This window comes from Wolbachia endosymbiont of Cruorifilaria tuberocauda (assembly GCF_013365475.1).
Classification (GTDB): domain Bacteria; phylum Pseudomonadota; class Alphaproteobacteria; order Rickettsiales; family Anaplasmataceae; genus Wolbachia.
The window spans coordinates 667,757-689,508 of the sequence record NZ_CP046579.1; the positions used below are offsets into that span (position 1 = coordinate 667,757).

The 21,752-nt window shown below is 32.3% G+C and carries 20 protein-coding genes, 1 tRNA gene and 1 pseudogene; 7 read left to right on the forward strand and 15 right to left on the reverse strand.

Annotation, left to right across the window (positions count from 1 at the left end; genetic code table 11):
- Positions 1 to 661 precede the first annotated feature (661 nt).
- Positions 662 to 1,825, forward strand: a complete 1,164-nt coding sequence (locus GOY13_RS02640; RefSeq protein WP_175814267.1) for an aspartate kinase — start codon at positions 662 to 664, stop codon at positions 1,823 to 1,825.
- A gap of 1,426 nt (positions 1,826 to 3,251) precedes the next feature.
- Here the strand turns inward: GOY13_RS02640 and tyrS are convergent.
- On the reverse strand, positions 3,252 to 4,526 hold the full coding sequence (gene tyrS / locus GOY13_RS02645; protein WP_175814268.1) for a tyrosine--tRNA ligase: 1,275 nt from the start codon (positions 4,524 to 4,526) through the stop codon (positions 3,252 to 3,254).
- A 239-nt stretch (positions 4,527 to 4,765) separates the two neighbouring features.
- Positions 4,766 to 5,071: a ribosome silencing factor gene (gene rsfS / locus GOY13_RS02650; protein ID WP_175814269.1), complete on the reverse strand. Its 306-nt coding sequence runs from the start codon at positions 5,069 to 5,071 to the stop codon at positions 4,766 to 4,768.
- A 477-nt stretch (positions 5,072 to 5,548) separates the two neighbouring features.
- On the opposite strand from rsfS, the gene GOY13_RS02655 reads away from it, so the two are divergent.
- Entirely contained in the window at positions 5,549 to 6,037 is a 489-nt protein-coding gene (locus tag GOY13_RS02655; protein WP_175814270.1) for an RNA pyrophosphohydrolase, read from the forward strand.
- Between the two features lie 15 nt (positions 6,038 to 6,052).
- Positions 6,053 to 6,841: a TatD family hydrolase gene (locus GOY13_RS02660; protein ID WP_175814271.1), complete on the forward strand. Its 789-nt coding sequence runs from the start codon at positions 6,053 to 6,055 to the stop codon at positions 6,839 to 6,841.
- A gap of 14 nt (positions 6,842 to 6,855) precedes the next feature.
- Here the strand turns inward: GOY13_RS02660 and mdh are convergent, their stop codons facing one another.
- The 6 genes and pseudogenes from mdh to GOY13_RS02690 form a co-directional block, all read right to left on the reverse strand.
- Positions 6,856 to 7,806 carry a malate dehydrogenase gene (gene mdh, locus GOY13_RS02665; RefSeq protein WP_175814272.1) on the reverse strand — a complete coding sequence of 317 codons (951 nt, stop codon included), beginning with the start codon at positions 7,804 to 7,806 and terminating at the stop codon, positions 6,856 to 6,858.
- A 3-nt stretch (positions 7,807 to 7,809) separates the two neighbouring features.
- Entirely contained in the window at positions 7,810 to 8,385 is a 576-nt protein-coding gene (locus GOY13_RS02670) for an NADH-quinone oxidoreductase subunit C (RefSeq protein WP_218938933.1), read from the reverse strand.
- 1 nt (position 8,386) lies between these two features.
- Positions 8,387 to 8,892, reverse strand: a pseudogene (locus tag GOY13_RS02675) (NuoB/complex I 20 kDa subunit family protein).
- Between the two features lie 3 nt (positions 8,893 to 8,895).
- Positions 8,896 to 9,249 carry an NADH-quinone oxidoreductase subunit A gene (gene ndhC / locus GOY13_RS02680; protein ID WP_175814274.1) on the reverse strand — a complete coding sequence of 118 codons (354 nt, stop codon included), beginning with the start codon at positions 9,247 to 9,249 and terminating at the stop codon, positions 8,896 to 8,898.
- A gap of 24 nt (positions 9,250 to 9,273) precedes the next feature.
- On the reverse strand, positions 9,274 to 9,642 hold the full coding sequence (locus GOY13_RS02685; RefSeq protein ID WP_175814275.1) for an HIT domain-containing protein: 369 nt from the start codon (positions 9,640 to 9,642) through the stop codon (positions 9,274 to 9,276).
- A 4-nt stretch (positions 9,643 to 9,646) separates the two neighbouring features.
- Entirely contained in the window at positions 9,647 to 10,558 is a 912-nt protein-coding gene (locus GOY13_RS02690) for a hypothetical protein (protein WP_175814276.1), read from the reverse strand.
- A gap of 182 nt (positions 10,559 to 10,740) precedes the next feature.
- On the opposite strand from GOY13_RS02690, the gene GOY13_RS02695 reads away from it, so the two are divergent.
- Positions 10,741 to 12,234 (forward strand): UDP-N-acetylmuramoyl-tripeptide--D-alanyl-D-alanine ligase, encoded by a 1,494-nt coding sequence (locus tag GOY13_RS02695; RefSeq protein WP_175814277.1) that lies wholly within the window; start codon positions 10,741 to 10,743, stop codon positions 12,232 to 12,234.
- Between the two features lie 79 nt (positions 12,235 to 12,313).
- On the opposite strand, the gene GOY13_RS02700 is transcribed toward GOY13_RS02695, so the two are convergent.
- Positions 12,314 to 12,387 (reverse strand) — tRNA-Arg (locus tag GOY13_RS02700).
- Between the two features lie 205 nt (positions 12,388 to 12,592).
- Between GOY13_RS02700 and rpe the strand changes: the two genes are divergently transcribed.
- Positions 12,593 to 13,273, forward strand: coding sequence for a ribulose-phosphate 3-epimerase (gene rpe / locus GOY13_RS02705; RefSeq protein WP_175814278.1), 681 nt, complete (start codon positions 12,593 to 12,595; stop codon positions 13,271 to 13,273).
- 92 nt (positions 13,274 to 13,365) lie between these two features.
- On the opposite strand, the gene pnp is transcribed toward rpe, so the two are convergent.
- From pnp to truB, 3 genes are read right to left on the reverse strand one after another with little or no spacing between them, the layout of a single operon-like run.
- Entirely contained in the window at positions 13,366 to 15,639 is a 2,274-nt protein-coding gene (gene pnp / locus GOY13_RS02710) for a polyribonucleotide nucleotidyltransferase (protein ID WP_175814279.1), read from the reverse strand.
- A 14-nt stretch (positions 15,640 to 15,653) separates the two neighbouring features.
- Positions 15,654 to 15,926 (reverse strand): 30S ribosomal protein S15, encoded by a 273-nt coding sequence (gene rpsO, locus GOY13_RS02715; protein ID WP_175814280.1) that lies wholly within the window; start codon positions 15,924 to 15,926, stop codon positions 15,654 to 15,656.
- 7 nt (positions 15,927 to 15,933) lie between these two features.
- Complete coding sequence (gene truB / locus GOY13_RS02720) at positions 15,934 to 16,806, reverse strand: tRNA pseudouridine(55) synthase TruB (protein ID WP_175814436.1); 873 nt, start codon at positions 16,804 to 16,806, stop codon at positions 15,934 to 15,936.
- Between the two features lie 157 nt (positions 16,807 to 16,963).
- On the opposite strand from truB, the gene GOY13_RS02725 reads away from it, so the two are divergent.
- Positions 16,964 to 17,674 carry a hypothetical protein gene (locus GOY13_RS02725; protein WP_175814281.1) on the forward strand — a complete coding sequence of 237 codons (711 nt, stop codon included), beginning with the start codon at positions 16,964 to 16,966 and terminating at the stop codon, positions 17,672 to 17,674.
- Between the two features lie 637 nt (positions 17,675 to 18,311).
- Here the strand turns inward: GOY13_RS02725 and GOY13_RS02730 are convergent.
- Positions 18,312 to 19,469 (reverse strand): cysteine desulfurase family protein, encoded by a 1,158-nt coding sequence (locus tag GOY13_RS02730; RefSeq protein ID WP_175814282.1) that lies wholly within the window; start codon positions 19,467 to 19,469, stop codon positions 18,312 to 18,314.
- Positions 19,470 to 19,599: 130 nt separating this feature from the next.
- On the opposite strand from GOY13_RS02730, the gene GOY13_RS02735 reads away from it, so the two are divergent.
- On the forward strand, positions 19,600 to 20,298 hold the full coding sequence (locus tag GOY13_RS02735) for an alpha/beta hydrolase (protein ID WP_175814283.1): 699 nt from the start codon (positions 19,600 to 19,602) through the stop codon (positions 20,296 to 20,298).
- A gap of 247 nt (positions 20,299 to 20,545) precedes the next feature.
- On the opposite strand, the gene GOY13_RS02740 is transcribed toward GOY13_RS02735, so the two are convergent.
- Together GOY13_RS02740 and GOY13_RS02745 are read right to left on the reverse strand one after the other, a co-directional pair.
- Positions 20,546 to 21,214: an ABC transporter ATP-binding protein gene (locus GOY13_RS02740; protein WP_175814284.1), complete on the reverse strand. Its 669-nt coding sequence runs from the start codon at positions 21,212 to 21,214 to the stop codon at positions 20,546 to 20,548.
- A 46-nt stretch (positions 21,215 to 21,260) separates the two neighbouring features.
- On the reverse strand, positions 21,261 to 21,719 hold the full coding sequence (locus GOY13_RS02745) for a HesB/IscA family protein (protein WP_175814437.1): 459 nt from the start codon (positions 21,717 to 21,719) through the stop codon (positions 21,261 to 21,263).
- Between the last annotated feature and the right edge of the window lie 33 nt (positions 21,720 to 21,752).

Below are 21,752 nucleotides of genomic sequence, written 5' to 3' on the forward strand. Positions count from 1 at the left end.
TGAATAAGCAAAGAAAGACCACTACTGTTAGTAGTTTATAAGTAATGAAATAAGATAATGAAACCTAAAACATTCGCTAAAATACAGAAATAATTAAAATGCTCACAAACGATCATGTGTTGTTAACAACTAATATTGACCGAAGAACTTGCTTTTTCATTTCGTTATCTAGAAGATTCTATCTTCATAACCATGACTTCATAATTTATCACGCAATTCTTTCATAGGACTATTCTTCAATTGTTCCATCACAAACCATTAAAATGATTTATTTGATAAAATAGCCTTAAATTTCTACTCTTCTTCATTCTAATATTGTTTAGATTTTTATGTGATATTTCAATGGCAACTTACAATTATGTATTGAGTTCTAACTAATATTTTCAATATTAGGATCCATAGCAACTTTTCATCGATGTAAATCCAATATATTATTCTTCTGAGGTTAAATTAAAAAATACTTTAAAGCATAACACATGAGCTCTTTTTCAGTAAGAGAAGTCCCCTTCTTAAGATTTATCAATTATATATGCATACTTCTAAATTAAGTTAACCATCTCATTAATTATTCCTTATTTCGAGGGATCTTAAAAAGATATTTGTGCTATAAATTTTTCTGCAAGAACTATATTTTTCTCCATGGGAAAGCTATATTTTAAATATGAGCAATAATATAATCGTAAAAAAATTTGGTGGTACTTCATTGACCGATTTAAACCGAGTTGCAAGCTTAATAAAAAAAGATGTTGAGAAAGGTTGTAACGTAATCGTTGTTGTTTCTGCTATTGCAGGATTCACTGACCAAATGGCTTTTCAGGCTAGACAAATCTCAAACTTAAGCTGTAGAGGAGAGCTGTCAGAATACGATGTCCTACTTTCAGCAGGGGAGCAGACCTCTTGTGGCCTATTAGCAATCACACTTCAATCTATTGGGGTAAAAGCTAAATCTTGGCTCGCCTGGCAGTTGCCAATCATAACTGATGACTTTTATTCTGAGTCTAAAATAAAAACAATAAAGATTGATCTTTTGAAAAGATCTTTTGCAGAAGGCTACACTGTTGCAATTATTGCTGGTTTCCAAGGTATACATGGTAATAGAATTACTACTTTTGGCAGAGGGGGATCTGATATATCAGCAGTTGCCCTTGCAGTAGCTTTTAATATCAAAATTTGTGAGATTTTTACCGATATTGATGGAATATACATAGCTAATCCTAAAATTGTTCCAAAAGCACATAAACTCAAGTCTATTTCTTATGATGAAATGCTAGAGATGTCATCATCTGGTGCGAAAATATTACATAATCGTTCAGTACAGCTTGCAATGAAACATGATATTAAAGTACAAGTGCTATCTTCTTTTAAAGAAGCAGAAGGAACTGTAGTACTACACGAAAAAGATGTACTAGAAAGGTACATAATTACTGGAATAACCTGTAGCACTAATGAAGTCCTTGTAACTTTTACTGATCTTGCAAAGACCTTACATATTTTAAAGAATATGGCAAAAGAAAATATTAAAACTAATATGATATACGGATCAGGGTTTGTGATTCATGAACTTGATATCACCCTAATGAAAAAGCTACTAAGTAAGAATAGGAACTACATTATAAACAGCGATATAGCTAGAATTTCAATAATTGGTATTGGTGTCATGTCTAATCCTGAAGTTATATCCCGAACACTTAAGATCCTAGGAGAAAAAAACATAGAAGTATTTGCTATTACAGCATCAGAGATTAAAATTAGTATAATCACTCAAAAAGAGTGTGCTGAGACTTTAGTTAGAGATTTATATACCGAGTTGATGTATGAGCAATAAATAATTTACACAAGCAACTTTTCTTTACTAAGAAATTCAGAAAAATATTGTATAATTGCTGCAATAGTATTTAGAAGAAGCTTATAACACTTCACTAAAGTAGCTAGAATAGAGGATTAGTCTCTATGTATCTAAAAGGAAGATTTGCACTAGAAGAGATTAAAAATGAGAAAACATGAGCATTATGCTATTAGACTTTCTAATCTACTGGGTGAAAATATTTTCTTTAAGAAAGCTAAGTAGAATTAGAAGACCACAGATTAAACTAAAGAAAAAATTAAATTGATAAGAGAATTCTAAAAAAGAAAAGGCAACACTTAAAAAGTATATAGAAAAATCTCTAAAAACTTTAATTACATAAATCTTAGTAAAGCATTAGTTATGAAAAAATAAAATGCTATAACAGTTATTTATACCTTACTGAAATAATATTTGGATTTCTCTAGTTTTAAGAGCTAAAGCATAAAGCTTTTTTCTACTCTTTCAAAGAGTAAACTAAAGTGTACTAACTTTCTAACAGTGATGCTTTAAGGTTATGTATCAAAAGTGTCTAATGAAGTAAAACTTAATCCTATCAAGAAAAAGCAGAGGAGATTTTCTTTTTTCTGGTTTCCAAAAGATAACTCACCAGACTTTAAAGTAACTATAATACGTCTGTATGTAATGCTTATCTTTCTACCTAAGTTCAAGTTAGTATAGATATATCAGAGTGATATGACTAAATTTACTAAATTTTTCTTCATCTAAGCAGTCTTTTGTAGAATTTATGCTATTTTTAATTTCTATTATAACCTGTAGAGAACCTAGATAGTTCCTTGTGATCTACTATAAAATATACAAAGCTCTACCCAGTTAACTATAAATTGCACAATATAACTTATTTTTCACTTTTGAATACTCTAAAAATGATCTGTATATGGGCAATAGCTTGGCCTAACATCTGCAATTATAGAATACACAATTTAAAGATCATATTCCTATGACCTTTCAATTCGCATATTGAAATATTTTCATAAATTTATCGCTTCAGTCATTTACTATCAATACAACAGATGGTAAACCTATTCATTGCTTTCATATCCTCATCTTTACAAATTTGCTTTCGGAAAGTTCACTATACAATTGTGAGATAAAATTGTGTCTAAATTGCAAAATTGTGTATGGTACTTCTCCTCACTAACACTAAAAGTAATCACTCATCATGGAAATGAATGCTTTTTCCTATAATATATTAAATTTGAATATGTTCTTATGTATGCCACAATAGCAGAATGCTGAGATATACACTAGTCACTAGTACTATTTTCTGTGTGGATCAAGTGATGCTTTTTATAAAGTGTTAATCGTTACAGCATTATTTAAAACTGTATGCAGTAGAAACCTTACTTTCAATACTACTGAGTTACCTTATGCCATACATGGATTTTCATATACGAGACTTGCTTTCCTTCTCATCCATTACAACCTTAATATGTCGCTTCCTACCTGCAGATAGCTTTATAAACGATTGAGTTTTGAAATTTTCATAATTTATTATATAATTAATATCATTTATAGTATTATCATTGACTTTGCATCCATTACCTCGTATTAAGCGCTTCGCAGCAGTTTTTGAAGGTTCAAGACTAGTACTATTCAATAGATCTACTAAGAACATGCCATTTTCAATTTGTTCTTTTGTTATAGTATAATCAGGAAGTAGCAAACTATTCCCATTTTCAAAAGCAGAGACCGCAGCAGATTGCGCAAGCCATGCTTCTTTTTCACCATAACATATTTTCACAGCTTCTGTTGCCAAAACCTTCTTTGCTTCGTTTATTTCTTGACCCTTTAAAGATTCCAGCTTTTTGATTTCATCAATTGGTATATCAGTAAGTAATCTCAAAAAACGGCCTACATCTTGATCACTAATGTTGCGAAAATACTGCCAATAGTCATAAGGCTTCAGCATACTACCATCAAGCCATACTGCTCCTCTTTCCGTTTTGCCCATTTTAACACCTTGAGCATTCAATAGAAGAGGAGTGGTAAGACCAAATAACTCGGGTAGTTTCAATTTTTTACCAAGCTCAATTCCATTCACTATATTTCCCCATTGGTCTGAACCTCCAATTTGTAAACGACAGTCGTATTTTCTGTTCAACTCAATAAAATCATAGGCTTGAAGTAACATATAACTAAACTCTGGAAAGCTTAAATTTCTCTCTCTATCAAGCCTAATTTTTATACTGTCAAAACTTAGCATACGATTTACAGAGAAATATGCTCCTATATCACACAAAAAATCTATATATTTTATGTTATCCAACCAATCTGCATTATTTACTATTACTGCACCAGTCTTACTATCATTAAAAGACACTATCCTCTCTAATACCTTCCTTATACTAGACGCATTTTGTTTAATGTTTATCATAGGTAAGACGCGTCTTGCTTTATCTTTAAAAGATGGATCCCCAATTTTTGTTGTACCACCACCGAGCAAGACTACCGGCTTATAACCAAATCTTTGCAAGTGACGTAGCATCATAACTTGAATTAGATGGCCAACATGTAGACTAGGTGCTGTACAATCAAACCCAACATATGCAACTATATAATTATCATGCATCAACAGTTGATTTAGACCTTCAATGTTTACACTCTGATATAGATATCCTCTTTCTTGGATAAAATTCAAAAATTCTGATTTGTATTCCATAATCTTCTTAACACATTACTTTAATATAGTGGCACTATCATTGATGTATCGATAATAATATTACTAGTGTATTATGCTGAAATCCAACTCCTTTAATATAACCTCGTAAAATAAAGATGCATAGTATGTCGGTTACGATTAAGATTTTTACACTTAGTGTCAAGCATTGGATAAACATCTTTCCTCTTGTAGATGCTTACTAGGCATGTGATATTTGAGATATTTAAACTCTAAATTAACTAACCCCATAGCTCTTCTATTCTATAGAATTCCCTTACTTCAGGCTTGAATATATGAACCATTACGCTTCGAAAATTTATAATCACCCAATTGCCTTTATCTATGCCTTCTACATCTATTTTACCATGCTGCTTTAGGCTTTTTATTATATACTTAGCTAATGCCTTAACATGTGTACTTGAACTCCCAGATGCAATAACCATATATTTTGCAATAACAGTTTTATTTTGCACATTGAAAGTTACTATATCATGACCTTTATTTTGACTTATAATATTTACAATTACGTCCTTTACCGACTCCATACTGTTTATACATTATTGATCATTTAAATTGTATATTTATTTGAAATAATAAACCCAAAGTTACTAAACCTATACTCTTGATATCAGTATATCAAACACATACTTTTTTATAGTATACATTTTATAACGTAAAATTTGATCTACTAAATAATAAATACTAAAGTTCTCATGATCTATAGGAAAAACTTTTGCAATTAAAAATAGCAGTATTATAAAATATCAATTCAATGATGGGTTTATGCAAGAATGGATACAAAATCTTTCTTATAGACTTTAATTATAGTAATGAGTAAGCAGTAAAGTGTGTCAAATCAAAGAGAAATGAGAAAGGTCAAATTGAAGTTGAGGTTTTGCTACAAAGGGATAGAAAAACTACTTGTGTCTGAAGATTCACTTCAGATTAATAATCTTGATTCAAGTGTAAAAAAGCTATAAAAGGAATTGCTAAAAAAATAAATAATAAAGTATAATTAACTTATGGTTGAGCAAAAAGACAAGTATCGCTCTTGTGTTGGCATAATGCTATTGAATAAACAAGGGCATGTTTTTGTTGGGAAACGCTTCAACAACGACTTTTACTGGCAGATGCCTCAAGGAGGTGTTGATAATGGTGAGGAGTTGGAGCAAGCAGCGCTACGTGAGTTGCTAGAAGAGGCTGGTACTGATAAAGTAAAGGTTATAGCTAAAAGCAATGATTTGGTGTATTACAACTTACCTACGGCACTTATACCAACTTACTGGGATGGTAAATATTTTGGTCAGAAACAAAGATGGTTTCTAATGAAATTCTACGGAGAGGATAGAGATATTAATATTAATCACACCAACCATTCGGAGTTCAAAGATTGGTGTTGGCAAAGTGTAGATAATTTAGTATCAAATACTATATTTTTTAAAAAGGAAGTTTATAAAACTGTAATAGAAGAGTTTTCTTTTCAAATAAAAACTACTATCATTATTAAGTAATATTCGTACATGTTTATGATAATAGATTCTCATTGCCATTTAATTCATTTCTCAGATGACGAAGTACCAAAGGTGATTTCAAGGGCAAGGCAAAGTGATGTAAAAATTTTACATAACATATGTATAAGTATTGATAACATCCCTAAGCTGCTAAAAACTTCCTTGTCCCACGATCAGGTTTACTTCTCTGTCGGTGTACATCCGCTTAATTCTTCTATAGAAAACGGAAAATTTATATATGTTGATGAATTAGTTGAATTCGCTAAAAGTAAAAAAGTAATCAGCATTGGTGAAACTGGGTTAGATTTCTATGAATCTGATAGCAAAAGCAATCAGAAAAAAAGCCTCACATCACACATAGAAGCAGCTAGAATAACTGGATTACCTTTAGTTATTCATACCAGAAATGCTGATCACGATATAATTGATATACTAAAATCAGAAATGAAAATCGGAATTTTTAGTGGAGTGATACACTGCTTTGCCTCTTCTAAAGAGCTTGCCTACCAAGCTGTTGATTTAGGATTATATATTTCATTTTCTGGTATTATCACTTTCAAAAGTGCCAACCTTCTCAGGGAAATTGCACAAAATATACCACGTAAATTTACTTTGGTTGAAACCGACGCTCCATACCTCTCACCTGAGCCTTATAGAGGGAAAAGGAATGAGCCAGCAATGATAAAATATACTCTAAACTGTCTGGCAGAGTTATGGAATGAATTACCTGATAAAGTAGCGGAAGTAACTACAAGCAACTTTTTTAGGCTATTTACAAAACTTAACTCCAAAGAGATTCTATAAAATCATTAACTTACTTACAGACTTAAAGACTTCATTAGCTCTTTCACTGCATCCACAGATTTATCAAACATTATTCGCTCATCACTATTCATCTTAACTTCTAAGATCTTTTCAATTCCACTTTTACCAATAATTATAGGAACACCAATGAATAAATTTTCTACACCATATTCACCATTAAGATAGGCAGCACATGGTAATATACTCCTTTTGTCTTTCAAATACGACTCTAGCATACATATGGCTGAGGATGCAGGAGCATAGTATGCAGATCCAGACTTAAGCAAATCAACTATTTCTTTACCACCATTACGGGTATACTTAACTATTTCATCAACCCTTTCCTGTGTAATGAGACCCATGTTAATAATTTGAGTAAGAGGAATACCAGCAACTGAAGTATAATTGATCAGCGGTACCATAGTATCCCCATGTCCTCCAAGCACAAAAGCAGACACATCCTTAATGGAAACATTTAACTCTCTTGCAAGAAAATAACGAAAACGAGCAGAATCAAGCACTCCTGCCATACCAACAATCATATTAGATGGAAGGCCTGAAAATTTATGTACCACTGAAACCATAGCATCCAAAGGATTAGTAACAACTATTACAAAAGCGTTGGGAGAATATTTTTTAATATTTTCACCAACTTCTCTCATCACTTTAGCGTTAATTTGTAAGAGATCATCTCTACTCATTCCAGATTTTCTTGGAATACCAGCAGTTACTATAACAGAGTCAGAGTCTTTTATATCTTCGTACTTATTTGTACCTATAATACTAATATCAAGACCATTAATAGGAGATGATTCTGCAATATCAAGTGCTTTGCCCTGCGGTATTCCATTACTAATATCGAGCAAAATAACATCACCAAGCTCCTTGAGTGCAATCATATGGGCAAGAGTGCCACCAATGTTTCCTGCACCAATTAAAGATATTTTTTTTCTCTGTGTTTTCATCCTCTACTCCTTTGCATTTACTTTTGCAGCTTTATCACCCTCCCATGGGGATAAGCTGTCGAACATACGAAAATCTTGCGGTAAGTCTATAGGGTTATATACAACCTTTTTCTCCTTTATATCATACTTTACTTCTTTATACCCAGTAAGAGGAAAGTCTTTTAGCATAGGGTGACCTTTAAATCCATAATCTGTTAAAATCCTACGTAGATCAGGATGATTGGAGAATTCTATTCCATACATATCAAATACTTCGCGCTCAAACCACGAAGCTGTACTAAATATTTTTATTATGCTTGGAGGAATCTCACTTTCACCTAGTTGAAGCTTTACATGTAATCTGACATTATGCACGATACTGAGCAAGTTGTATATCAACTCAAAACGCTTTTCTCTGCATGGATAGTCAATTCCAAAGATATCAACCAATAATTCAAACCTACATCTTTCATTATCACGCAAAAAGAGCAAGTGGTTTTCAATATCACTTAAGGTTGAGCACATTATAATAGTGTTATCACTCTGTTGGATATATTCACATTTAGTCTTTTTTTGTATGTATTTCGCAGTTTTATTTATACTATGCATTTTGAGTTCGTTTTATTTTACTTTGCAAACAAAGCATTCCATGTAGCAATGCCTCAGCTGTCGGGGGCATCCAGGAACATATACATCAACTGGTACGATTCTATCACAACCACGAACTACTGAATAAGAGTAATGATAATAACCACCACCATTTGCACAGCTTCCCATAGAAACAACATACTTTGGATCTGCCATTTGATCATATACTTTACGCAAAGCTGCTGCCATTTTATTGGTTAGTGTACCAGCAACAATCATAACATCAGCTTGCCTTGGGCTTGCACGAAACATTATGCCATACCTATCAAAGTCATAACGGCTTGATGCAGTATGCATCATTTCAACTGCACAGCATGCAAGACCAAAAGTCATAGGCCACAATGAACCAGATCTTGCCCAATTAACTATATAATCAATCAAATCACCAAACTTGGTAATAAGAAACCCCTCTTTCTTATATGAACTCCAATCATCATTAGGTAGAATTTGATTTTTCATAACTTACTCCCATTCTAATACACCTTTACACCATTCATAGATAAACCCTACAGTGAGTATTCCAAGAAATATCATCATAGACCAAAATCCATAATAACTTATTTTAGATAAAGAAACTGCCCAAGGAAAAAGAAAGATGACCTCTAAGTCAAACATTATAAATAATATTGCGACTAAGTAAAATTTAATATTAAAAACTTTCCTTGTCCTTGACAAAGGATTAAACCCACATTCATATGCAGAAAGCTTCTCACTATCTTGCTTGCTCGACGTAAGAAATATAGGCAATATACCTAAAATAAATGATACTGCTATTGATATACAAGTAAAAATTGCTATGGTTAAATATTCAATCATTTAATAAGATATATAGAAGAAACGCTATAAATTTACATGCTTTCCTAGTTTTTTACCACCTAAAATATGTACATGAAAATGTGGCACAACTTGTTCTCCGTTTTCACCGTGGTTAGTAACTAACCTGTATCCTGTCTTTTCTAACCCATATTCATATATTACTTGTCTTACAGTTTTAAAGAAACCTACTATTTCTTCTGTGGAAGATTTTAGAATAAAGTCATCATATGAAATGCATTGACTTTTTGGTACAACTAAAATATGAACTGGTGCATCAGGGTATTTATCATAAAATGCTAATACATTCTCATCTTCATGCACTTTCTCACAAGGCAACTCACCCCTTAGTATCTTAGCAAAGATATTATTACTATCATAACTTTTGTTACTCATATTTTTAAGAACGGCTTTTCCCTCCCCTTTCTTTATTAGACGTAAAGGACGGTTTTATTGCTTTGCTAGAAGAAATACTATCAAGATTTGAAAAACTACCTTTAATTTCAAGTTCTTTTGCTTGTTTTCTAGTATTTCCTCCTAACTTAATAGGAAATATAGCTTTTTCCCTATAAGGGAAATTGTTAGGATTAGTAATATTGAAATCTACATTTGTGATAATTTCCGACAGTTGCCTTGGTAACCTTTTTGTATTTATAGAGCTCACAGTTTCTGATAACCACTTATCACCTTCCTGATACAATATTTCTTCAATACTATGCAGGAACTTACGCTCTGAGTGAGTTACAAATTCCACTCCTATAATTTTTGCTATATCTTTGAGGTTATGGTCAACTTCACTATGAATTTTACTAATAATAAGTTGCTTTACCTCTTCTTTGCCTCTTCTTTTATACTTAGAATTACTTTTAATATCTTTAATAATACCTGCAACATCAACAATGATTATAATTGTATCATTTCCTTTATCTATATGTATACTTAAATACCTATTATTTAGCTGTTCTATTTTATTTAATTGCATTTCAGTTAAATAAAATTTAATACCAGCTAAACTCCTTAAGGCAAGGGAAACTATCAATCCTTTTTCATGTTTTGTTATTTGCACACCAAAGTTCTTGCTAGCTTCTGCAGCTTCTATAGGTATAGCATATACCTTTTCTTCCCCAGATATATCTATACCAGCAGATTTCCTTAGTGGAACTTTAGCATCATATTGAATCTCACCTATAGAGGTCCTTGGCTTTTTTATATGATGAATAAGTGCCTTAATCAGAAGAATAGATATATTTTTTGTAATTTCCATTCCTTCCTTAATTGTTTTGCGTATCTTATTCCAAATTGATTCTGCCATACCAGACCTCTAAAGCATCTTATATAACTAAATATTATAGCATATTTTAATTATAGATAAAAACACTTAAACTTCCATACTTAGAAGTATGGTAAAATTATAGAGATTGCAATTATTATTCAATAAATAAAAACATATGTACTCTAGTTTTTTCGTTGTTCAACTCACTTTAATACCAAGTTATGTTTAAATGGAATGTAAGAAATATCATTGATGCTACTGATGGAAGAGGAGAAGGCAATTGTAATTTTGCATACAGTTCAAACATTTCAATAGACACAAGAAGCATCAAAAAAGGTGATGTGTTTATTGCCCTCAAAGGGAAGAATTTTGATGGACATGACTTTTTACATGAGGCCTTTTTAAAAGGAGCAACAATTGCGGTAGTAAGTGAAAACAAGCATAGAAATTTTCCTTTGATTATTGTACAAGATACTTTTAAAGCCTTGCACGATATAGCATCTTATTATGTTAAAAATGTCCTTGCTAATGCTAAAGTCGTTGCAATTACAGGCAGTATTGGAAAAACCACTACAAAGGATATGTTATATATTGTTTTGTCGCAATATGGTGTGTCTCATGCAAACAGAGGTAACTTAAATAATAGTGTAGGACTTCCTTTAACAGTTCTAAAAGCTCCAGAAAACTGCAAGTATTTAATTCTTGAAATGGGAATGAATAAAGTTGGCGAGATAAAAGAGTTATCAAAGATTAGTAATCCTGATATTGCAGTTATTACTAACGTAGAACCTGTACACGTTGAGAATTTTCCTTCGTTGTTTGGTATTGCACAAGCGAAATTGGAAGTTCTACATGGCATGAAAAACAATGGTACCTTAATTCTTAATAAGGATAATAAATATTATGATTATCTCTCGTCACATGCTACTAAAAATATAGTGAGTTTCGGTAAGGATAAAAGTGCTACAGTTTGCTTGTTAGATATAATAGAAAACAATGAACCTTCTGTCATTAACTCAACATTGAGAAACTCAAATTCAGAAAGTTTAATCTCAAACAAGTATCCCAGGCGATTAGGTAATAAAAAAGCATCACATGCAGGGAATCAAGTTGCACATAGGCTAAGTTTAAAAATTAGGCTGAATAATGGTCAAATTATAAACTGTAACTTATGCCTGAGAGGCAAACACTTTGCGTATTCTGCATTGGCAGTTACAGCAGTTATACAAAACCTAGGACTTGATTTATCAAAATTACCACTTGCACTCAAGAATTTTAGTGTAACTAAAGGAAGAGGTAGTGTTCATAAAGCTAAATATAATGGAAAGCACGTATATTTAATTAATGACTCCTATAATGCGAGCCCTGTTTCAATGAGATCTGCAATAAAAATTCTAGGTACATATTATAGCCAAAGAAAAGTAGCACTTCTTGGTGATATGCTAGAACTAGGTAATGGGAGCATAATGTTTCATAAAAAGCTACTTGACTCTATTATAGAATGCAGTGTAGATAAAGTTTATACAGTAGGTAAATTTATGTTGGAATTGAATAGGGTTATACCTGGTAATATAAGAGGTATACATTTTAACAATTCTAATCAATTGAAAAATAATTTAGGGAATATTATTCAAAATAATGATGCAATTCTAATTAAAGGCTCACGTGGAATGAAAATGGATCTCATAGTACAAGAATTTATAATAGAATATTAATAAGAATATTATATAAGTTTAGCCAACTGAAAGCATAGTTATTAGAATACCTAAGATATAGAAATCATTGATATAAAAGTGCGCCCAGTAGGATTTGAACCTACGACCCACAGCTTAGAAGGCTATTGCTCTATCCAGCTGAGCTATGGACGCACATATATACAAGTAGCTTCTTAATACATATAAAGTCAAGATATTTCATGCAAGTATTATGCTTATATTTGAACAAGTCCATGAAAGACCTTATTACTATTGTAGTGCTGTAATATCAATTTATGATATCTGTCACCAATGGACTAGTGACAAGGTCAAAAAAATAAGCTATTTTTTATATTTTATAGTAAAGTAAATAGACAGCATGGGTATCAAGATTGCACCTTCTATACTTTCAGCAGATTTTGCAAAATTAGGAGAAGAAATAAAAAGAATTAACAACTTAGATGTAGATTATATCCACATAGACGTTATGGATGGAAACTTTGTTCCAAATATTACAATTGGTTCATGCGTTATCTCTGCAATACGCAAATATACCAACCTTCTTTTTGATGTACATTTGATGATTAAATCTCCAGATAAATATATTGAAAGTTTTATAAATGCAGGTGCAGATATCATCACCATACACGCGGAAGCAGAGATACACCTCGAGGCATTGATAAGAGAAATAAAATCATACAAAAATGTAAATAGTACAAAAAGAACAGTTCAAGTTGGAGTCTCAATTATTCCTTCAACTCATCCTAGTAAGCTTGAGCATATAATAGATGAGCTAGATGTTATATTGGTTATGACTGTCAACCCTGGATTCAGTGGACAGGAGTTTATTCATTCACAATTAAACAAGATATCAGCTATAAAAAAAATGATACAAGAGCGCAATCTTAAAACACAAATTTCAGTAGATGGTGGAGTAAATCTCTTAAATGCAGCTGATATAGCAAGAGCAGGTGCAGACATCTTAGTCGTTGGCTCAGCAATATTTAGAGCTGAAAATATGAAAAAAACTATAAATGACCTTAAAAATTCTGCGTTATAGTTACAGGAGTTTCTAGTAATTAATAAATCAACTGCTAATATAGTTTAGCCCTAAGTGCTGAAATAAAAAGGGAAATATTTAAGAGATCTATTCTAATAGAAGCCAGATTTGTCATCATTCCCGAACTGGGATCTATTATTTCTGTTGCCAAAGCCACTAGAACGAGTGCGGATATGTCTTTTACTACGGTGCCCCCCAGGTTTTTTATTAAATGGATTATTATAATAAGCTCTCTCACTTGAACTATCCTTTTTGTCCTCATTGTAAAGTTCCCCTTCAAAGAACTCACCTGTTTTTTGATCAACACGTCGCCTTGACAATTTTGGACATCCACCTTTTTCAAAATCAATTATCAAAGCTCTAAAAACATCACCATGCTTAAGTATATCTCCAATAGATTCTATATGTTGGTTTGCCACTTCGCTTATATGCATTTTACCCTTTCTTCCATTAAGGAGTTCAAGCTCTACAATGGATTTATCTATTTTTATAACCTTAGCATCAACTATAGCACCTTGCTCTAGCTCTGTTATTGAATCAATTAGCATATCTTTTGCAATTTTAGCTTCAGCACTACTCATAGCAAACACAGAAACTTTACCATCATCCCCTATTTCAACTTTTGCATTACTTCTTTCACATATACTTCTTATGTTTTTTCCTTTAGCACCAATAGCTGCAGAAATTTTATCTTTATCTATGTAAAATGAAGTCATTCTTGGTGCGTGGCTTTTTACATCATCGCTATGCTCTGAAATTACTGCATTCATCTTTTCCAAGATATATAACCTTCCATCCTTTGCTTGCTTGAGAGACTTTTCAATAATTTCGAAGCTTATACCAGAAATCTTCATATCCATTTGCAGCGCTGTGATTCCTTGACTAGTTCCAGCTACTTTAAAATCCATATCACCAAGACAGTCCTCATCGCTTAATATATCAGAAAGTACTACATACTGATTTCCTTCTTTGATAAGACCCATAGCAATCCCAGCAACTGGTGCCTTTATTGGTACACCTGTATCCATTAAAGCAAGCGAAGTCCCACAAACTGTTGCCATAGAAGAAGAACCATCAGATTCCATAATTTCTGATACTACCCTTATTGTGTAAGGAAATTCAGATTTATCAGGTAAGACAGGATGAATTGCTTTCCAAGCAAGTTTACCATGACCAATCTCTCTTCTTCCAGGTGCACGTGTAGCAAAAGTTTCTCCAACAGCAAATGAAGGAAAATTGTAATGCAACATAAAATGTTCACGTCTATCACCTTCGATATCATCTACAATTTGTTCATCTTGCGTAGCACCAAGAGCAGTAACAACAAGTGCCTGAGTGTTACCTCTTGTAAATAATGCAGAACCATGAGTTTTTGATAAAATGTCAACTTCAATCTCTATTTTACGTATTTCATCGTATTTGCGACCGTCTATCCTTATTCCTTTCTTCCTAATCATTTCACGCACTAAGAATCTTTCAAAGCTTCTTATTGCATACATGACTAACTTTTCGTCCTTTCCAGACTCCTTCAAAGTGTTCGATATATCACTTCTTAGCATCTCTAAAGTTTGGACTCTATTTTGTTTTACTACCTGTGAGTATGCTTTTTCAAAATCTCCACTGTATTTTCTAAAACCTTGTATCATATCTGATATATCAATGGACGTGAAGCTTTCAGATTTACTACCAACCGTGTCAGAGAACTCTTTTATAAGCTTAATGACAGGCAAAAGATGTTCATGACCAAATCTCATTGCATTTAGAACATTTTCCTCAGAAAGCTCTTTCACTTCTGATTCAATCATTAAAATTGATTGCTCATCACCAGATAAAAATAAATCTAAGTTACTTATTTTCATTTCTTGAGCAGACGGATTGAGTATATAGTTATTATTTTTATCACAACCAATCAAAGCCCCAGCTATAATAAAACGAAAAGGGACTCCAGAAATTGCAAGTGCTGCAACAGCACCAATCAACGCTGGCACCTCAGGTGGATTGATGTTATCATAAGTTAATAAATTACATACTATGCTAATTTCATCATAAAAACCTTCTGGGAATAGTGGTCTTATGCTCCTATCCACTACTCTTGAAATTAAGGTTTCTCTATCAGATGGTTTGCCTTCTCTTTTTAAGAAACCACCAGGAATCCTACCAATAGCATAGCTTTTTGCGATAAATTGTACGTTTAGAGGCAGAAAATCAATATTTTCTTCTCTTTTTTTCCGCACAACAGTCACTAAAATAGAAGTATCACCATAATTTACAACTACTGAACCATCAGCTTGACGTGCCATTTTCCCTGTTTCTAAAGATAAAGTACGATTACCCCACTCTATGAACTTCTTTATAATTTTAAACATACTGAATTCCTCAATTACTTTCTAATACCTAACTTTTCTATCAACTCTTGATAAGATTTATCACCAAATTTACGTTTTACATAATTTAAGTGCTTACGCCTTCTACCTATTAATACAAGCAAACCACGCCTTGAGTGATAATCATGCTTATGTACCTTAAAGTGCTTAACCAAGTTACTAATCCTTTCAGTCAAAATTGCACATTGTACAAAAGATGAACCTGTATCATTTTTCTTAGTTGAATACATATTTATCAAATTCTTTTTCCTTTCAGATGTTATTGACATCTAACTCTCACCTCAAAATATTAAAAAGACGAACAGGTCTCACACAACCATAAGCAAAATTACAAATCGCAACAGGTACATCACCATTTACTACGCAAAAGGTATCATAACTCTCTAGTTTACGCAAGTTATTTAATACAATTCTCTGGCCTTCTCTGATTTTTCTTACTTCTTCCCTAGAAATTTCAACTTTCAGCATCGATCCTAAAACTGACCCTATAGGAATAATTTTATCTTTTTTGTCCAATTGCTCAATCATTACTGATTCAATCTCTCTAAAATTACCTACCATAGTCCTCCTTAATCTTGAAATATGCCCAAAGCAATTTAATATAATTCCGAGATCTCTTGCAATTGACCTAACATATACACCGCTACCACATTTCATAGAAAAATCAGCACTATTATTTGCAATGTCAACAGAGATTAATTCCAGTCTATATACCCGCACTAGGCGAGGTTTCACATTTACTTTTTGTCCACTCCTTGCCAACTTATATGCCCTTATTCCATTAATTTTTACTGCTGAAAACTGAGGAGGAGTTTGTATTATCTCACCAATAAAGCTTTTAATAGCACAATTTATTTGACTGTATTCAGGCTTTATATTGCTGGTTTTAGTGACATCACCATTTATATCATCTGTAGTTCTTTGCTCACCCCATTTTATTGTGAAGTTGTACATCTTTGAGTCACAAGATAAATACGGTATAGTTTTCGTAGCTTCGCCAAGAGCAATTGGTAATACACCTGAAGCTAAAGGATCAAGCGTTCCTAAGTGACCAGCCTTTTTGATTCTAAATATTCTTTTGACTTGATCTACTGCTTGTGCAGAGCTTATTCCTATTGATTTATCAAGATTTAACCAACCATGTACCATAATATCAATTATGCATAATTGCACTATCCCATAAAACAATAATATTACAGGAAGTAGCTCAAAAATGGTTATCATTAAACTGTTATAAATAAAGCTTGACTAACACATATCACTAGTTTAGAATTAATTTTTATTAACTTTATCGGAGGAAGTTATTATGACTATAAAATCAAGTATATGGAAGTTAGAAAATACCGCACATATAGCAAAAATAAGTATCGAAAGCACAGTTGTAATTATGTCTCTAGCAGCATCAATAGCAACAATGCTGATTGCTACTAATGTAATTGCAGGTCCTGCATTTTTAGCATCTACTGCCAGCCCTATTGGAATTACAGCTTTATTTGTAATCACTACATATTTTGCTATAAAAGCCATCTCTTCATATCATGAAATTCATGCAATAGAGAAAATTCAAGCTAAAGCTAACAATAATAATGATACAGCATTTGCTGCTCTCATTGGCAACACAGTAAAAAGTGGTGAAATTGTTGAAAAAAAGATTCAAGGAGCAGATGGCAAAGGAATTCAACAATTATTTTTAGTACTCCCAATTAATGATTATAAAGCATTAGTAGGAAATGATAAAAAAGCAGTTCATGTATTATTAGCAGACAAAAAAGTTGAAGTTGAACTTGCACACATAGATCCTAAGGATGATGCTAGTGAATACAGAGCAAAGGTAATCAAGGTGAGCGGTAAAGATCAATTCACTGATATGAAAACAGAGTTAGGCATGAGCAATTCTAGTTCATTAAAAGTTGCAGTAAGTAATCAAGATCTGAAAGCTCTGAAAGCTAATATATCAGCTAAGCTAGTAGATGTTGCAGTAGAATCAGCCATAGAAAAAGCTAGAAAAGTAACTTAAGGTTAAGAGGAGAAAAGGCAAAAACTTCCCCTTTTCTCTTACCTTGAAATTGAGGATTTACAGTAATGTACCTAAGCCTTTTAACTATATCCTTATCATAATTATTCTTCTTTAATAAGAGATGATTAACCTACTATAGGATTACAATAGGACTCAGCAGTGGAATCAAGTAAAATTTACTTACTTTTAAGTAAATTAATTTATAAACATAGGAAACATCTGATCCTATGAAATGTAATATTTTATGGATATGAAAAATCATACATTCATTATACATCATATGTTAAAACGATACAATTTATTGTAAAGTAGATATTTATACATGAAAATTACACCCATTTATTATAAGGTTTTTACTAAATACAAGATAGAAAATACTGTATCAGACAGTTGTCACTTTAAGCTAAAGTAATATTCTACCTTTCTTTAATACTTTATGAGAAAATTTTAGTTTATATAAGTGAAGTAAATTTCTCTATGAAGGATTAAGATACACTTTGCAAAAAATTAGATGATAAAATACTAAACATATAATACTTTGCTATTTAGTTACAGATTTAAGACAATCCAAAATCCAAACACTATTAATTGTAGATAAAAGTTGTAAGAATAATCAAGTGATTTTTATTTTCATCAGTTACCTGTATGATCTAATGTGTTTTTTATAGATATCGTACCAACAATCCACTATTTTTTTTATATCTTGTGACTTAGTTTGTGGGCCTATACTGATTCTAATTGAACATTCTGCTTGCTCCTTCGTTGCTCCCATTGCAAGTAATACATAGGAAGGTTCAATCTTTCCAGAAGAGCATGCAGGTCCATTACTAACTGCAATATTATTTAAATCAAAATGCATGAGCTGTACATCACTCTTAACTCCAGGCATGCAAACGAAACTTGTATTCGGCAGTCTTTTAGAGTTCTTGCCAAAGATTTTAATACTACTAACAAGATTTAATAACTTATTTTCCAGCTGATCACGCAGTTTTTTTATTTCATCCATTTTTGATAGAAGATACGGAATGCTTTGCAATGCTGCAGAAAGACCTGCAATTGCAACAATGTTTTCAGTACCACTACGCAACCCTTTTTCTTGCCCACCACCTACTATTATAGGTTCTATTACAAGATTTTTATTGAATACTAAAACTCCACTACCAGCTATGCCACCAAATTTGTGGGCAGATAACGTGAGTAAATCTACTCCTAAATCTTTCATGCTAACTTTAATTTTTCCGACGCTTTGAGCGGCGTCTGTATGACAGATTGCTCCAAATTTATGCGCTATTTTAGCTATTTCCTTAACAGGTTGAATAACTCCAGTTTCATTGTTAGCCATCATGACTGAAACTATTACTCTATTTCCCTCAAGTTTGTTTAAGACTCTTTCTAGCTCTAAAATATCAATGATACCTTCCTGATTAACTGGTATTATATGTGGGTTATATGCAGAATTGAGAACTGAAAGATGTTCTATAGCTGAGACTACGTATTGAAAGCCTGTTACCCCTCTCATAGCAAGATTATTTGCTTCAGTTGCACCAGACGTAAAAACTATTTCCTTATCGTTTGAAACATCAATAGTACTACATATAGCATCTCTTGCATCCTGAAGAATCTTTCTTGTTTCTTGTCCTTTCCTATGCGATGATGAAGGATTCAGAATTCGTTTTGATAAGACTTCAAGTATACTCTTTTTTACATCATTACTAATCGGAGAAGTCGCATTATAGTCAGCGTATACATAGTTACTCTCTCTCAAATAGAGAGAATCTAAAAGTTTATTTGTCATCAGATTATAAAAACTCCTTTAAATATTATCAATTGTATATTTGCTTTAGCACAACAAAAGCTTATTGCAAAAACAGTAAGATTAATACATAATTCACGTATTTATTAAACAAGCTTTTAGAGGGGTACACGTGGTAGAGGTTTTTTTAAACAATGCGGCAAAAAAGATAGAGGGTGAGTACTACCAAAGTAAAAATACCAATGCACCAGTCGTACTAATTCTACATCATCATCCCCAATATGGAGGTAATATGGATAGCAAAATGATACATGGCATATACACGTCCTTTATTGATAACAACTTTTCTGCATTAAAGATTAATTTCCGTGGTGTAGGGAAATCTACTGGGACTTTTGATAAGGGCATAGGAGAATTAACTGATGCTGCAGTAGCAATAGACTGGCTTCAAGAGCATAATCCTAGTAATGTTCCAATCTGGGTTGCTGGGTTTTCCTTTGGAGCGTGGGTAGCTATGCAGCTGACGATGCGTAGACCTGAAGTAGTAGGTTTCATTGCTCTTTCTCTTCCAGCAACTAAGTATGACTTCTCTTTTCTCTCTCCATGTCCGGTCCCTGGGCTTATAGTACAAAGTAGTAACGACACAATTTCAGAAGAAAGTGATGTAACAGAATTAACAAAAAGGTTGATGAACTCAGTAAAAAGCGACCATATGGAATACCATATAATAGATAATACAAACCATTTCTTAAAAGACAAAGAAGAGGAAGTCGTTCAAATCATAGATGATTATATAAAACTACGCTTAAATGGTACGGATATTTCTCTTCAAAAGGTAAGAAAAAAGGTAAAAATAAAAGAATATGCCTAATCCTTACAAAGAAGAAAATAAGCATAGCAATAAGTAATAAAGAGGAGGTTTCATTATGTTTAGAAAACTATTGTTTATTGTTTTAGTTATATTTATGTTATCAGGGTGTTTTTTAAGCAAGCAACGTAAGTTAAAAAGCCCATGCATCAGAAGTAATGAAAGTACTTTATGTAAGTTACACCCTATCAATAACCATTTGACTAAGTCAAGTATAAAGTAAATATCACATAGTTCTATGCTATGTTTCTTACAATTTTATTAAAGATCTGTTTTTTATTTGCAAAACATAGTCTGCTCTCTCAGCAAGAAGATGGTTGTGTGTTACTATAATCATAGAACTGTTATTTTCTTTCACATATGAATGCAATAAGGAAAATACACTTAGAGAATTTATTGAATCTAAATTCCCTGTTGGCTCGTCTGCAAGCAAAAGTCTTGGAGAACTTACAATACTTCTTGCAATTGCAACTCTTTGCCTTTCTCCACCAGAAATTTCAGATACCATATTATCTGCCTTATTTTCTAGACTAAATTTTTCCAACACTGTTAGTGCACTTTTCATTGCAACAGCTTTACCTTTTCCTGCAATAAGCTGAGGAAGCATAATATTTTCTAATACTGATAACTCTTGCAGTAAATAATGAAATTGATAAATAAAGCTAAGAAAATTCCTTCTTATATAAGTTTTACGCTTATCACTAGCCCGTGTACAATTTATTCCATCCACTGCTACTATGCCAGAAGTTGGTTTATCTAATAAACCTGCAATTTGCAATATAGTTGTTTTTCCTGACCCGGAATGACCAATTAATGCAATTACCTGCCCTTTTTTAACTTTCAAACTAATGTTTTCTATGATAACATTCTTTTTGAAGATCTTACCTACAGAAGTTAACTCTAGTGATACACTACTCATGTTAAATGACAATCAGTTACTTAAATTCTTACAGGCAGAAATTTCACTAAATTGAGAAGCTATTACCACACCCGCATCGGGATTTAGCAAGAACATTATTTATTTGAAAACCAGAACTACCTAGACTTTCATTATAATCTATAACTGAATTATTTAAAAATTTTGCTGAATGATTATCAATTGTTAATACAGGTTTTCCATTCTCATCATTCACTACTATATCTTGACTTTTTTTACTAAAACTAGAGTGACCCTCATAATTTTTGCTGTCTTCACAATCATCAACTTCATCCTCATCATCAAATTCATCATTATCATAGTCTTTATCGCCTAAAAACGGATTTTTGCTTATTTGATCCATAAGGAAATTGTACTTGAATCCAGAACATCCACCACCTGAAACTGCAATCCGCAAAACAGAGTTCTCACATTTTTCCTGCTCTATAAGAGAATAGATCTTTTTTAATGCATTATCAGTTAGGTTAATATTGCAATCCATTGACATAGCTACCGCCATTTACTATTAATAACTTATTAT